The 14,357-nt window shown below is 63.1% G+C and carries 13 protein-coding genes and 1 other RNA gene; 8 read left to right on the top strand and 6 right to left on the bottom strand.

Features of this window, described 5'->3' with window-relative positions; genetic code table 11:
• Positions 1 to 48 precede the first annotated feature (48 nt).
• Complete coding sequence (gene grpE / locus M2D63_RS06265) at positions 49 to 603, bottom strand: nucleotide exchange factor GrpE (protein ID WP_285861959.1); 555 nt, start codon at positions 601 to 603, stop codon at positions 49 to 51.
• Between the two features lie 230 nt (positions 604 to 833).
• On the opposite strand from grpE, the gene recN reads away from it, so the two are divergent.
• Positions 834 to 2,507: a DNA repair protein RecN gene (recN, locus tag M2D63_RS06260; protein WP_285861958.1), complete on the top strand. Its 1,674-nt coding sequence runs from the start codon at positions 834 to 836 to the stop codon at positions 2,505 to 2,507.
• 75 nt (positions 2,508 to 2,582) lie between these two features.
• On the opposite strand, the gene fur is transcribed toward recN, so the two are convergent.
• Entirely contained in the window at positions 2,583 to 2,987 is a 405-nt protein-coding gene (fur, locus tag M2D63_RS06255; protein ID WP_285861957.1) for a ferric iron uptake transcriptional regulator, read from the bottom strand.
• A 97-nt stretch (positions 2,988 to 3,084) separates the two neighbouring features.
• On the opposite strand from fur, the gene M2D63_RS06250 reads away from it, so the two are divergent.
• The gene (locus M2D63_RS06250; protein ID WP_285861956.1) at positions 3,085 to 3,627 is read left to right on the top strand and encodes an outer membrane protein assembly factor BamE; all 543 of its coding nucleotides are present in this window, start codon (positions 3,085 to 3,087) and stop codon (positions 3,625 to 3,627) included.
• Positions 3,628 to 3,685: 58 nt separating this feature from the next.
• Here the strand turns inward: M2D63_RS06250 and M2D63_RS06245 are convergent, their stop codons facing one another.
• A complete protein-coding gene (locus tag M2D63_RS06245; protein WP_285861955.1) occupies positions 3,686 to 4,003 on the bottom strand; it encodes an RnfH family protein in 318 nt (105 codons plus the stop codon).
• On the bottom strand, positions 3,996 to 4,430 hold the full coding sequence (locus M2D63_RS06240) for a type II toxin-antitoxin system RatA family toxin (protein WP_285861954.1): 435 nt from the start codon (positions 4,428 to 4,430) through the stop codon (positions 3,996 to 3,998). Before M2D63_RS06240 ends, M2D63_RS06245 begins: the two co-directional genes overlap by 8 nt.
• A 168-nt stretch (positions 4,431 to 4,598) precedes the next feature.
• Here M2D63_RS06240 and smpB point away from each other — a divergent pair, with 168 nt between their 5' ends.
• Positions 4,599 to 5,081, top strand: coding sequence for an SsrA-binding protein SmpB (gene smpB / locus M2D63_RS06235; RefSeq protein WP_285861953.1), 483 nt, complete (start codon positions 4,599 to 4,601; stop codon positions 5,079 to 5,081).
• 90 nt (positions 5,082 to 5,171) lie between these two features.
• Here the strand turns inward: smpB and M2D63_RS06230 are convergent, their stop codons facing one another.
• Positions 5,172 to 5,939, bottom strand: a complete 768-nt coding sequence (locus tag M2D63_RS06230) for a GntR family transcriptional regulator (protein ID WP_285861952.1) — start codon at positions 5,937 to 5,939, stop codon at positions 5,172 to 5,174.
• A 256-nt stretch (positions 5,940 to 6,195) separates the two neighbouring features.
• Between M2D63_RS06230 and M2D63_RS06225 the strand changes: the two genes are divergently transcribed.
• The 5 genes from M2D63_RS06225 to ssrA all read left to right on the top strand — a co-directional run bounded on the left by M2D63_RS06225 (position 6,196) and on the right by ssrA (position 12,876).
• Complete coding sequence (locus tag M2D63_RS06225; RefSeq protein ID WP_285861951.1) at positions 6,196 to 7,866, top strand: lactate permease LctP family transporter; 1,671 nt, start codon at positions 6,196 to 6,198, stop codon at positions 7,864 to 7,866.
• Positions 7,867 to 7,936: 70 nt separating this feature from the next.
• Entirely contained in the window at positions 7,937 to 9,082 is a 1,146-nt protein-coding gene (lldD, locus tag M2D63_RS06220) for an FMN-dependent L-lactate dehydrogenase LldD (protein ID WP_285861950.1), read from the top strand.
• A gap of 77 nt (positions 9,083 to 9,159) precedes the next feature.
• Complete coding sequence (locus M2D63_RS06215) at positions 9,160 to 11,970, top strand: FAD-binding and (Fe-S)-binding domain-containing protein (RefSeq protein WP_285861949.1); 2,811 nt, start codon at positions 9,160 to 9,162, stop codon at positions 11,968 to 11,970.
• Between the two features lie 146 nt (positions 11,971 to 12,116).
• Entirely contained in the window at positions 12,117 to 12,389 is a 273-nt protein-coding gene (locus tag M2D63_RS06210) for a hypothetical protein (RefSeq protein ID WP_285861948.1), read from the top strand.
• 95 nt (positions 12,390 to 12,484) lie between these two features.
• Positions 12,485 to 12,876: a transfer-messenger RNA gene (gene ssrA / locus M2D63_RS06205) on the top strand.
• 141 nt (positions 12,877 to 13,017) lie between these two features.
• On the opposite strand, the gene M2D63_RS06200 is transcribed toward ssrA, so the two are convergent.
• Positions 13,018 to 14,286 (bottom strand): OprD family porin, encoded by a 1,269-nt coding sequence (locus M2D63_RS06200; RefSeq protein WP_285861947.1) that lies wholly within the window; start codon positions 14,284 to 14,286, stop codon positions 13,018 to 13,020.
• Positions 14,287 to 14,357 lie beyond the last annotated feature (71 nt).

Here is a 14,357-nt window from a genome sequence, read left to right as displayed (position 1 = left end):
GGTAATACTTGAATGCTTGACACCTAGATGGGGACGCCTGAAGCGATTTCAAGCCTGCTCGTCAATCGACGGCGAAACCGCTGCTGGCGCCTTGCTGACCACGACCATCGCCGGGCGCAGCAGGCGACCGTTGAGCTGGTAGCCCTTCTGGAACACCTTGAGCACGCTGTTGGGCTCGACCTCGGCGCTTTCCTGCATGGCCATGGCCTGGTGGTGCTCGGCGTTGAACGGTTCGCCGTGCGGGTCGATGGCCTCGAGGTTGTAGCGCTTGAGGGTGTCGTGGAACATCTTCAGGGTCAGCTCGATACCTTCGCGCATCGGGCGGATGCTCTCGTCTTCGGCGCTGGACAGTTCCAGGCCACGCTCGAGGCTGTCGATGACCGGCAGCAGGTCACCGGCGAATTTTTCCAGGGCGAACTTGTGTGCCTTTTCCACGTCCTGTTCGGCGCGACGGCGCACGTTCTGCAGGTCGGCCGCAGTGCGCAGGGATTGATCCTGGGCCGCCGCCAGCTGCTCTTCGAGCACCTGCACGCGGGCGCTCAGCTCTTGCGCGCCAGTGGCTTCGGCGTTCAGATTCTGTTCATCCAGCTGTTCGTCAGCCATAAAATCTCTCCTCTCGAATAATGTCAGCGAGGCGTACTCGCGCTTCTGCCGGCTATATGGGGTCGCAAAACCCAGGTTCAAGGGGTAGAAAGCGCGGCGTGCAGATTCGTTCATAACCCATCGCGATCAGCACCCCACCCTGATAACCGAATCGAACTAAGCGCAGCCATTGTCAGCGGATTTGAAAACACTGTATAAATAACCAGACTTCACGCCTGGGAGCCGCCCCAATGCTGGTGCACCTGTCCGTACACAACTACGCCATCGTCGAACACCTGGACCTCGAACTCGCCCGCGGGATGAGCGTCATCACCGGTGAAACCGGGGCCGGCAAATCGATCATGCTCGACGCCCTGGGCCTGACCCTGGGCGATCGCGCCGACAGCGGCGTGGTACGCCCGGGCGCCGACAAGGCCGACATCCTCGCCACCTTCGACCTCGCCGACATTCCCGAGGCCCGTGCCTGGCTGGCCGAACGCGACCTGGACAACGACGGCCCGTGCATCCTGCGCCGGGTGATCACCGCCGAAGGCCGCAGCCGCGGCTACATCAACGGCACGCCCTGCCCGCTCGGCGACCTCAAGGCCGTCGGCGAACTGCTGATCGATATCCACAGCCAGCACGAGCACCAGTCGCTGCTGAAAACCGACACCCACCGCCGCCTGCTCGACGAGTATGCCGGCGCCACCGACCTGGCCCGCCAGGTCCAGCTCGCTGCCCAGCGCTGGCGCCAGACCCGCCAGGAACTGGAAAGGCTGTCCAATTCCGGCGACGAGCAGCGGGCGCAGCACCAGTTGCTCAGCTACCAGCTCGAAGAGCTCGACAACCTCGGCCTGGGCGACAACGAACTGGAACAGCTGGAGCAGGAACACAAGAACCTGACCAACGCCGAGGCCCTGTTCGGCATCTGCCGCCAGGTGATCGACCACTGCAGCGAAAGCGATTCGGGCAACGTGCTCAACGCCCTGACCGCCAGCCTCAATCGCCTGACCGCGGTGCAGAATGCCCCCAGGGCACTGGGCGAGGCCGCCAACATGATCGCCAGCGCGCAGATCCAGGTCGAAGAAGCCGTGGGCGAGCTCAACCGCTTCCTCGATCACTTCGACGCCGACCCGGCGCGCCTGCAGCAACTCGAAGAGCGCCTCGACAGCATCTATACCCTGGCCCGCAAGCACCGTGTCCACCCGACCGAGCTGGCCAACCTGCAACAACGCCTGATGGAAGAGCTCGAAGGCCTCAATGCCAATGACGAGTCGATCGAGCGCCTGGGTGAAGAACTGGCCGCCTTTGCCCGTCATTACCAGGACAAGGCCGGCGAACTCAGCGCCCTGCGCCAGCAGGCCGCCAGCCAGCTGGCCGGCGCGGTCGAGCAGGAGATCCAGCGCCTGGGCATGCCGGGCGGGCGCTTGCGCATCGAGCTGCACCGCAATGAGGGCGACGACCTGTCACCCCACGGACTGGAACAGGTAGAGCTGCTGGTCAGCGCCAACCCGGGCCAACCGCTCAAGGGCCTGGCCAAGGTCGCCTCCGGTGGCGAGCTGTCGCGCATCAGCCTGGCGATCCAGGTCATCACCGCCCAGACCTCGCGCATTCCGACGCTGGTCTTCGACGAAGTGGACGTGGGTATCGGCGGCCCTACCGCCGAAATCGTCGGCCAGTTGCTGCGCCGCCTGGGCGAGCGCGGACAGGTACTGACGGTCACTCACCTGCCCCAGGTAGCTGCACAAGGCCATCACCACCTGTTCGTGCACAAGGTGCGCAACAGCGACGCCACCCACACGGCCGTGGCCAGCCTGGGCAAACGCGAGCGGGTAGAAGAAGTGGCACGCATGCTGGGCGGCATCGACCTGACCAAGGAGTCCCTGGCCCACGCCCGCAAGATGGTCGTCACCAACAAGGCCTGACGCCCACCCCGCCGCCATAAAGCACAAAGGCGACCCCAGGGTCGCCTTTGATGCTGCGCAGCAAGAAAGTGTTGCTTACTTTTTCTTGCGTACGTACAGGACCAGATTATGGTCAACCAGTTCGAAACCGTGCTGGGCAACGATTTCCTTCTGACGCTTCTCAATCTCCACGTCGAAGAATTCGATGACTTCACCGGAGTCCACGTTGACCATATGGTCGTGGTGGCCGCCGTCGGCCAGTTCGAATACGGCGTGACCGCCGTCGAAGTTGTGGCGCACGACCAGACCTGCGGCTTCGAACTGGGTCAGAACACGGTAGACCGTGGCCAGACCTACGTCCTCGCCTGCCTCCATCAGCGCCTTGTAGACATCCTCGGCACTCATGTGACGCTGCTCGGTAGAGTCGAGCATCTGTAGAATCTTGACTCGAGGCAGGGTCACCTTGAGACCGGCTTTGCGCAGTTCGCTATTTTCAACCATGGTCAGCTTTCTCGCCGATGCTGCTTCGCAGCTTCTCTGAATACGGGTATGATCGGGGTTTACGTTGTCCAGCCAAGATAGTGGAAGTCGCCCACCGATGCAAAACACCAAGCTCTTGCTAACCAGCCTCACGCTCGTGGGACTGCTCGCACTCGCCGGTTGCTCGTTTCCCGGGGTTTACAAAATTGACATCCAGCAGGGCAATGTCGTTACGCAAGATATGATAGACCAATTACGCCCCGGAATGACCCGTCGGCAAGTACGGTTTATCATGGGCAACCCACTGATTCAGGATACCTTCCACACCAATCGCTGGGATTACCTGTACAGCCTGCAGCCTGGTGGTGGCCAGCGCCAGCAGGAGCGCATGAGCATCTTCTTCAACGACAACGACCAACTGGTCAGCCTGTCCGGCGACTTCATGCCGGGCGTCAGCCGCGACCAGGAAATCCTTGGCGGCAGCGGCGACACCAGCGTTACCCCGGCCCAGCCAGGCACCGCCGAAGCGGTCCAGCCAGTCGAGCCTGCCCCGGAAAAGCCGGCCAAGCCTGGCTCCCTGGAAGACAAGATCCAGAAGGAAGTCGATACCATCGAAACCATCCCGGTACCGACCCCTGCCCCACTGGAAACCTCGCCGTAACACCCAGGCGACAGGCAAAGAAAAGCCCGGAGATTCCGGGCTTTTTTGTATCTGCGCGCTACCGCTTGGCCTTCTTGAACACTCGCGCCACTTTGGCGGCGCGCTGCTTGCGCACCTCCTTCGGATCGACCAGCAAAGGCCGGTACAGCTCGATCCGGTCGCCTTCACTCACCGCCTGTTGCTCGGCGTCGCTGACGACCTTGCCGAAGATCCCCAGGGGGCAGGCTTCCACATCCAGGCCCGGCACCTGCCCGGCGATCCCCGACAAGCGCACCGCCTCGCGCAACGTTGTGCCCGGGGCGACGTCAAGCGCCAGCAGCCACTGCTGCTCGGCGGTGGCGTAGACCACTTCAACCGGCAATCTGCGCTCAGACATTGAGCTGCTTGGCCCGTTGGCAGAAAGCGTCGACCAGGGTGTTGGCGGCCTGGTTGAACAGCGGACCGAGGGTCGCCCGCACCAGTGGCCCGGCATAATCGAAGGACAGGTCCAGGCTGATCTTGCAGGCCTTCTCGCCCAGGGGCTTGAAGATCCAAAGGCCATGCAGTTGATTGAACGGCCCTTCTTCCAGGTTCATCTCGATGGATTGCCCGGGCACCAGGGCATTGCGGGTGACGAACTTCTGACTCATGCCACCCTTGGCCACTTCCAGGCTGGCACGCATCTGCGTGTCGCTGGCCTCCAGCACGGTGCTGGACGAGCACCAGGGCAGGAACTCCGGATACCGCGCAACATCGTTGACCAGGTCATACAGCGCCTGGGCGGGATAAGGCAGCAGGGCCGAACGTTGAATATGGGTAGTCATCCAGGCGTCACTTCCAAAGCTGAGCGGCAAATACAACCAGAATGCCGAGGGGCGCCGCATGGCGCATCAAGAAAAATCAGCGCGCATTGTCCGGGATTCACCGCAACGGCTCAAGCGCACTGCAACCCCGTAGCCGACAGCGCAACGACTGCCTATAATGCCGCCCCTATGGCCAAACAAACGAAACATCCGACAGGGACCATCGCGCAGAATAAAAAGGCGCGTCACGATTACTTCATCGAGCACAAGTTCGAGGCCGGATTGGTCCTGTCCGGTTGGGAAGTAAAAAGTCTGCGTGCCGGCAAGGCGCACCTGACCGACAGTTACGTGGTGCTCAAGGACGGCGAGGCCTGGCTGATGGGCAGCCATATCACGCCGCTGACCACCGCCAGCACTCACGTCATTGCCGACCCGACACGCACCCGCAAACTGCTGCTCAATCGTCGCGAGCTGGAGCGTCTGCACGCTTCCGTCCAGCAGAAGGGCTACACCTGTGTGGCCTTGTCGATCTATTGGAGCAAGCACCTGATCAAGTGCGAAATCGCGCTGGGCAAGGGTAAGAAGGAATACGACAAGCGCGACACCCAGCGCGAGCGTGATTCCGATCGCGAATTGCAGCGCGCGGTTCGCAACAAGGGCCGCGAAGACTGACTTCAGTCTGAAGCGACGCTATCGCGGGGCAAGCCCGCTCCTACGGGGTTATCGCCAACCTTGTAGGAGCGGGCTTGCCCCGCGATCCGTTCAACGCCCGCTGCGCCGCTCCGCCCGCGCCGTGCGCTGCACTTCCTCACGCACTTCATCGAGCACTTCCTGCACATACAGAATGTGCCGACTGGAGACTTCGCGCGCGTCGTCGGCGCGACCTTCGACAATCGCCAGGTACAGCTCGCGGTGCTGGTTGATCAGCATGTCGCGGGTTTCCGCACGCTGCTTGTACATCCCGCCGATGTTGGTCACCACGTTGCGCTTGAGCAGGTCGAACAGGCCCCGGATGGTGTGCAGCAACACGGCATTGTGGCTGGCCTCGGCAATCGCCAGGTGAAAGCGCGCATCGGCCGCGCCCTCCTCGGCCCGATCCACCTCGCCGCAGCGGGTGTAGCAGTCCTGCAAGGTATCGAACGCCGCCTTGAGCCTCAGGCGATCCGGCTCGGTGGCGCGGATGGCGGCGTAGTAGGCGCAGGACGCTTCCAGGGTATGGCGAAACTCCAGCAGGTCGCGCTGGGCCTCCGGATTGCTTTCAAGCAGTTTCAGCAGCGGATCGCTGAAGGTCGAACCCAGTGACTCGGCCACATAGTTGCCGCCGCCCTGGCGACTGACCAGCAAGCCCTTGGCCACCAGTTTCTGGATCGCTTCGCGCAGCGACGGTCGCGACACCCCGAACTGCTCGGCCAGCGTCCGTTCGGCAGGCAGCCGCTGACCGGCAGTCAGGGTGCCTTCGAGAATCATCCCCTCTAGCCGCTCGACGATATCGTCGGACAAACGGCGTTGGCGGACCTGATCAAAAACCATCACATGCTCTCCACGATCCCGAGTGCGTTCGGGGCGGTCTATTCTGGCCTATCCGCCCCCTGCCGACACCCATCAGTTGGCAAATTTCCCTGCTACCCAGCCCCCTTCGCCCGCCACGCACCCGACAAAAGTTTTGCCGGGACAAATTGACACACCCACAAAGAGGCTTTTAACCTAGCGCCTCGACATTGTAAATTGGTCTTACCAATTATCCAATGCCAGTGCTCTGACCAACAACAATTAGGGGCCACCCCATATGCAAACCTGGCAACAGCTCTACAGTCCGCTTGGTAGTCTTGGCCTGTCCGCACTCGCGGCAGTCATCCCGATCGTCTTCTTCTTCCTCGCCCTGGCGGTGTTCCGCCTCAAGGGGCACGTCGCCGGCAGCATCACCCTCGGCCTGTCGATCCTGGTGGCGATCTTCGCGTTCCAGATGCCTGCCGACATGGCCTTCGCCGCCGCCGGTTACGGTTTTGCCTATGGCCTGTGGCCTATCGCCTGGATCATCGTTGCCGCGGTGTTCCTGTACAAACTCACGGTCAAGAGCGGCCAGTTCGAAGTGATCCGCAGCTCGGTGCTGTCGATCACCGATGACCAGCGCCTGCAGGTGCTGCTGATCGGCTTCTGCTTCGGTGCCTTCCTCGAAGGTGCGGCCGGTTTCGGCGCCCCGGTGGCCATCACCGCCGCCCTGCTGGTGGGCCTGGGCTTCAACCCGCTGTACGCCGCCGGCCTGTGCCTGATCGCCAACACCGCACCGGTGGCCTTCGGCGCCCTGGGCATCCCGATCATCGTCGCGGGCCAGGTGACCGGCATCGACGCCTTCCACATCGGCGCCATGACCGGCCGCCAGCTGCCGCTGCTGTCGCTGTTCGTGCCGTTCTGGCTGGTGTTCATGATGGACGGCCTGCGTGGCGTCAAAGAGACCTGGCCAGCCGCCCTGGTAGCCGGCCTGAGCTTTGCCGTGACCCAGTACTTCACCTCGAACTTCATCGGCCCGGAGCTGCCGGACATCACCTCGGCCCTGGCCAGCCTGGTTTCCCTGACCCTGTTCCTCAAGGTCTGGCAGCCCAAGCATTCGTTCGCCAGCGCCAAGGGCAGCGTCGGTGCCGCTATGGTCAGTGGCGGTGGCAGCCACCCTTCGCCGTACAGCCTGGGCCAGATCTTCAAGGCCTGGTCGCCATTCCTGATCCTCACCGTGCTGGTCACCATCTGGACCCTCAAGCCGTTCAAGGCGATGTTCGCCGCCGGTGGCTCGATGTACAGCTGGGTGTTCAACTTCGCCATCCCGCACCTGGATCAACTGGTGATCAAGTCCGCGCCGATCGTCGCCACTCCGACCGCGATCCCGGCCGTGTTCAAGCTTGACCCGATTTCCGCCACCGGCACCGCGATCTTCTTCTCGGCGCTGCTGTCCATGCTGGTACTGAACATCAATCTCAAAACTGGTCTGACCACTTTGAAGGAGACCTTCTACGAGCTGCGCTGGCCGATCCTGTCCATCGGCATGGTGCTGGCCTTCGCCTTTGTCACCAACTACTCGGGCATGTCCTCGACCATGGCCCTGGTCCTGGCCGGCACTGGCGCCGCGTTCCCGTTCTTCTCGCCGTTCCTCGGCTGGCTGGGCGTGTTCCTGACCGGTTCCGACACCTCGTCCAACGCCCTGTTCAGCTCGCTGCAAGCCACCACCGCGCACCAGATCGGGGTCAACGACACCCTGCTGGTCGCCGCCAACACCAGCGGTGGCGTGACCGGCAAGATGATTTCGCCGCAATCCATCGCCGTGGCCTGCGCGGCCACCGGCCTGGTCGGCAAGGAATCGGACCTGTTCCGCTTCACCCTCAAGCACAGCCTGTTCTTCGCCACCATCGTCGGCTTGATCACCCTGATCCAGGCCTATTGGCTGACCGGCATGCTGGTTCATCACTAAAGTGACTGAGGCCGGGCGCGTAGCAATGCGCCCGGCTACTGTCTCCTCTCACCTGACGCTGCGAGAGCTCATGATCATTTCTGCCTCTACCGACTACCGCGCAGCAGCCCAACGCAAGCTGCCGCCGTTCCTGTTCCATTACGCCGACGGTGGTGCCTATGCCGAGTACACGCTGCGGCACAACGTCGAAGACCTGGCCGGCATCGCCCTGCGCCAGCGCGTGCTGAAGAACATGTCCGAGCTGAGCCTCGAGACCACGCTGTTCAACGAGACCCTGAGCATGCCGGTGGCCCTGGCACCGGTTGGCCTGACCGGCATGTATGCCCGTCGCGGTGAAGTCCAGGCCGCCCGCGCCGCCGCGGCCAAGGGCATTCCCTTCACCCTGTCGACGGTGTCGGTGTGCCCGATCGAGGAAGTCGCCCCGGCCATCGACCGGCCCATGTGGTTCCAGCTCTACGTGCTCAAGGACCGTGGCTTCATGCGCAACGCCCTGGAGCGCGCCAAGGCCGCCGGCGTCACTACCCTGGTGTTCACCGTCGACATGCCGGTACCCGGCGCTCGCTACCGTGACGCCCACTCCGGCATGAGCGGCCCGAACGCGCCACTGCGTCGCGTCTGGCAGGCCATGACCCATCCACAGTGGGCGCTGGACGTCGGCTTGCTGGGCAGGCCCCACGACCTGGGCAACATCTCCAAGTACCGTGGCAACCCCACCGGCCTTGCCGACTACATCGGCTGGCTGGGCGCCAACTTCGACCCGTCGATTTCCTGGAAGGACCTGGAGTGGATCCGTGACTTCTGGGACGGTCCCATGGTGATCAAGGGCATCCTCGATCCGCAGGACGCCAAGGACGCCGTGAAGTTCGGCGCCGACGGCATCGTGGTATCCAACCACGGCGGTCGCCAGCTCGACGGCGTGTTGTCCAGCGCCCGCGCCCTGCCGGCCATCGCCGATGCGGTCAAAGGCGACCTGAAGATCCTCGCCGACTCCGGCATCCGCAGCGGCCTGGATGTGGTGCGCATGATCGCCCTGGGCGCCGACACCGTGCTGATCGGTCGCGCCTTTCTCTACGCCCTCGCCACCGCTGGCGAAGCCGGGGTGAAGAACCTGCTGGAGCTGTTCGAGAAGGAAATGCGCGTGGCCATGGTGCTCACCGGCGCCAAGTCCATCAGCGAGATCACCCGCGATTCGTTGGTACGCGAACTGGGCGCCTGATAGCGCGCCCGCACGAACACCGCCTGATTGACCGGGGCACAGGGCGCGTCAGATGCCAGGCCCCGCGAGGAGATTGCATGAGTCTGCCTGCCGCGTTCCTCGACACGGTTGAACACCTGATTCCCCGCGAGCGGCGTTTCGACGACCCGCTCTCGACCCTGGCCTTCGGCACCGACGCCAGCTTCTACCGCCTGATTCCCAAGCTGGTGATCCGCGTCGAGAGCGAAGAGGAAGTCGCCACCCTGCTCAAGGCGGCCCACGCCCAGCAGGTCGCCGTGACCTTCCGCGCCGCCGGCACCAGCCTGTCCGGCCAGGCCGTCAGTGACTCGGTACTGCTGGTGCTGGGCGATAACTGGAACGGTCGCGACATCCGCAACGACGGTACGCAGATCCGCCTGCAGCCCGGCGTCATCGGCGCCCAGGCCAATGCCTGGCTGGCACCGTTCGGGCGCAAGATCGGCCCGGACCCGGCCTCGATCAATGCCTGCAAGATCGGCGGCATCGTCGCCAACAACGCCAGCGGCATGTGCTGCGGCACCGCGCAGAACAGCTACCACACCCTCGCCGGCATGCGCCTGCTGCTGGCCGACGGCACCCTGCTCGACAGCGAACGCCCCGAGACTGTCAGCGCTTTTCGCTACAGCCACGGCGAACTGCTCGAACAACTCGGCGAACTGGGGCGCCAGACCCGCGCCAATACCGAACTGGCCGCCAGGATCCGGCATAAGTACCGGCTGAAAAACACCACCGGGCTGTCCCTGAATGCGCTGATCGACTATGACGAGCCGCTGGATATCCTCACCCACCTGATGGTCGGTTCCGAAGGCACCCTGGGCTTCATCAGCGCGGTGACCTACAACACCGTGCCGGACCATCCGCACAAGGCCAGTGCGCTGATCGTCTTCCCCGATGTCGAGACCTGCTGCAAGGCGGTACCGGTGCTCAAGCAGCAGCCGGTCTCGGCGGTCGAGCTGCTCGATCGTCGCAGCCTGCGCTCGGTGGAGAACATGCAGGGCATGCCGGTGTGGGTGAAAAGCCTGTCCGCCAGTGCCTGTGCGCTGCTGATCGAATCCCGCGCGGCCAGCCAGTCGCTGCTGCATGAACAACTGGCCCAGATCAGCGCCTCCATCGCCGGCTTCCCGGTGGAAAAACAGGTGGATTTCAGCGAAGACCCGCTGGTCTACAACCAGCTCTGGCGCATCCGCAAGGACACCTTCCCGGCGGTCGGCGCCGTGCGCGAGACCGGCACCACGGTGATCATCGAAGACGTCACCTTCCCGGTGGAGAAACTGGCCGAGGGCGTGAACCGCCTGATCGCGCTGTTCGACAAGCATGGCTACGACGAGGCGATCCTGTTCGGCCATGCCCTGGAAGGCAACCTGCACTTCGTCTTCACCCAGGGCTTCGACTCGCCTGAACAGGTGGCGCGCTACTCCGCCTTCATGGACGACGTCGCGCAGCTGGTGGCCGTGGAATATGGCGGCTCGCTGAAGGCCGAGCACGGCACCGGGCGCAACATGGCACCCTTCGTCGAGCTGGAATGGGGCAGCGATGCCTATCAACTGATGTGGCAACTCAAGCGCCTGCTCGACCCCGCCGGGATCCTCAACCCGGGTGTAGTGCTGACCGACGATCCACAGCTACACCTGAAGAACCTCAAGCCGCTGCCGGCCGCCGACGAGATCGTCGACAAGTGCATCGAGTGCGGCTTCTGCGAACCGGTGTGCCCTTCCAAGGGCCTGACCCTGAGCCCGCGCCAGCGCATCGTCATGTGGCGCGATATCCAGGCGAAGAAGCGTGCCGGCAGCGACACTCGCCAGCTCGAACGTGACTACCAGTACCAGGGCATCGACACCTGTGCCGCCACCGGCTTGTGTGCCCAGCGCTGCCCGGTCGGCATCAACACCGGCGAGCTGGTGAAGAAGCTGCGTGGCCAGGCGGCCGCCCATGGGAAAACCGCCGACTGGCTGGCCGAGAATTTCCACACTGCGCTCAGTGGTGCGCGATTCACCTTGAGTGCAGCCAATAGCGCGCGCAAGCTGCTCGGCGCACCGCGCCTGAGCCGCCTCAGCGCCAGCGTCAACCGCCTCAGCCACGGCCGCGTGCCGCAGTGGACGGCGGCCATGCCGCAACCACTGAAGGCGCTCAATCTGACGTCCGCCAGCCATGACGCACGCCCCCGGGTGGTGTACCTGGCCGCCTGCGTCTCGCGGGTGATGGGCCCGGCCGCCGCCGACCGCGAGCAGACCTCACTGCTGGACAAGACCCGCGCCCTGCTGGAAAAGGCCGGCTACCAGGTGGTGTTCCCGGACAACGCCGACAGTCTCTGCTGCGGCCAGCCCTTCGCCTCCAATGGCTATGCCGAGCAGGCCGAACACAAGCGCCAGGAACTGATCAACGCCCTGCTGCATGCCAGCCGCGGCGGCCTCGATCCGATCTACTGCGACACCAGCCCCTGCACCTTGCGCCTGGTCCAGGACCTGGCCGAAACCCGCCTGGACCTCTACGACCCGGTACGTTTCATCCGCACCCACCTGCTCGACAAACTGGAGTTCACGCCCCAGGACGAACCCATCGCCGTGCACGTGACCTGCAGCACCCAGCACCTGGGCGAGAGCCAGGCGCTGATCGACCTGGCCCGGCGCTGCAGCAAGCAGGTGGTGATCCCGGAGGGTATCCACTGCTGCGGCTTTGCCGGCGACAAGGGCTTTACAACGCCGGAGCTCAACGCCCACTCGCTGCGCAGCCTCAAGGAGGCGGTGCAGTACTGCAGCGAAGGGATCTCCACCAGCCGCACTTGTGAGATCGGTCTGTCGAATCATGGCGGGATCGATTATCACGGTCTAGTTTATCTGGTGGACCGCGTGACCCGGCCTCGGAGTCTTTGAACACCGATCGCGGGGCAAGCCCGCTCCTACAGGATTGGTAGGAGCGGGCTTGCCCCGCGAAGAGGCCACCAGATCTGCCTCCCGGCAAGCATCGCAGTCCATCCGCTAAGCCCCTTTCCCAAGGCCATCGCGCCAAGGAGATTTACATGAAGCGAACTGCGATTTCCGGACTGTTCATTGCCGCTGCGTTGCTTGCCTCACCTGTGTTTGCGGCTGACGACCTGTGTGCCGACAACCTGAAGAAGATCAACGATGCCATGGCCATGGCCGGCGCGACCTCCGAAGGTTTTGACGATGCGATCAAAAAGAACGTCGAGGAGGCCAAGAACGCACAGGCAAGCGGCGATGACAAATCCTGTATTGCCATCACCAGCAAGGTCTTGGAGCGCCTGGCCAAAATCGAAAAAGGCGGCCAGTAACGAATTCATCGGGCGACGGGAACCGCAGTCGACGTCGCCCGAGCGATGACGTATACTGGGCTCAAGCGTTGAAAAACGCTGCTAGAGCAATACATGGGGCCGATTAGGATTCGACGCCGGTAGTGAAACTCTAGGTGCATGCCGAGTTGGTAACAGAACTCGTAAATCCACTGTTGCAACTTTCTATAGTTGCCAATGACGAAAACTACGAGGGCTACGCTCTCGCTGCGTAAGCAGCTGAGCCCGCTCTTCTGGTAGCTTCGGCTCCAGCAATCATCAGGGGATGCCTGTAAACCCGAAATGATTGTCATACAGAACAGGATCGCCGCGTAGTACGTTGTGGACGAAGTGGCTAAAACTTACACAACTCGTCCAAAGCACCCTGCCCGTCGGGCGGCTGCGGATTAACTCAATAGACACGGCTAAGCATGTAGGACCGACAGCGGAGCACTGGCGGACGGGGGTTCAAATCCCCCCGGTTCCACCAAACACGCAAAACAGAAAAGGCACTTGGCGAATCTCGCAAGTGCCTTTTTTGTGCCTGTTCGATTTGTCCTGGCCGGGAGGTGCCCGCGATGTGGATGCGCCACACCGCGAGCCCCACGCCTACCCGCCTGCCACTACCCGGTTACCAGAGCGCCAGGGTGTAGCTGAGGATCAGACGGTTCTCATCGATGTCGCTGGTGAAGCTGGTGCGATAGGTCGCATTGCGCCATTTGATCCCGACGTTCTTCAGCGGGCCACTCTGGATCACGTAGCCGATGTCGGTGTTGCGTTCCCACTCCTTGCCCTCGCCTGGCGCGGCGCCCAGGTTGACGTTGTCGCCTTTGACGTAACGGGTCATGAAGGTCAGGCCGGGAATACCGATACCAGCGAAGTTGAAGTCGTAACGCGCCTGCCAGGAGCGTTCATCCTGGTTGGCGAAGTCGTTGATCTGCACCAGGTTGACCAGGTACGGATCGGCGCCGTTGACGTTGGCAAAGCCGGTATCACCGCTCATCTTCTGATAGGTCACACCGAACGCATGGGCACCCAGCGAGTAGGTAAACATCGCGCCGAGCATGCGGTTGTCGACGTTGCTGTTACCGTCATCGTCCGCGCTGGACCAGCGCAGGTCGGTCTTGAGCGACTGGCCCTCGGCCACCGGCCAGAGGTGGGTGAGTGTCAGGAAGTGCTGCTTGTACAGCTCGTCCAGGTGCGCATAGTGATAGCCGGTGGTCAGCGCGCTGGTCCACTTGTAATCGGCACCGATGAAGTCGAACTGGTCGGTGGTGGCATTGGCCCCAGTGACGATGTTGCGTCGCGGGCCTTTCATCAGCGTCATGTCTTCGCGGTTCGACGAGTTGCGCTGGCTGACTTGGGTCAGGCGACCGGCGTTGAAGCTCAGGTTGTCGAGTTCCATCGAGTTCAATTGCCCGCCCTGGAAGGTCTGCGGCAACAGGCGTGATTCGTTGGGCTGCAAGACCGGCAACTTGGGCGCCAGGGTGCCCACCTTGAGGGTCGACTTGGAGACCCGCAGCTTGCCGGTCAGGCCCAGTTCGCTGTAGTCATCCGGCGCGCGCTTGGATTGCGGCCCCTGGGGCAGCAGGCCGGTGACCCCGGCGCGATCGGGGCTGGAGTCGAGCTTGATGCCCAGTTGCCCCAGGGCATCGATACCCACGCCCACCGGCCCCTCGGTGTAACCCGACTCCATGCGCAGGATGAAACCCTGCGCCCATTCCTCACCTTTGCTTTGTGGCGCGCCGGCCTGGCGGAAGTCGCGGTTCATGTAGAAGTTACGCGCCTCCACACTGGCTTTGCTGTCCGCCACGAACGCAGCCGACGCTGGCGCGCTGACCCCGATAACCCCGGCGATACCAGTCAATTGAACAACTCGGGCAAAACGTATGGCGTGCATAAAACTCTCTTTTTTATTGTTGTGGTCAAGCCCACCCACGCAGACCACGCGGGCTCCCGACAGCGATGGTT

It is taken from the genome of Pseudomonas sp. BJa5, from assembly GCF_030272875.2.
Lineage (GTDB): Bacteria > Pseudomonadota > Gammaproteobacteria > Pseudomonadales > Pseudomonadaceae > Aquipseudomonas.
The sequence above is the reverse complement of the archived record's forward strand: the minus strand, read 5'-3'. Positions and strand labels throughout refer to the sequence as shown.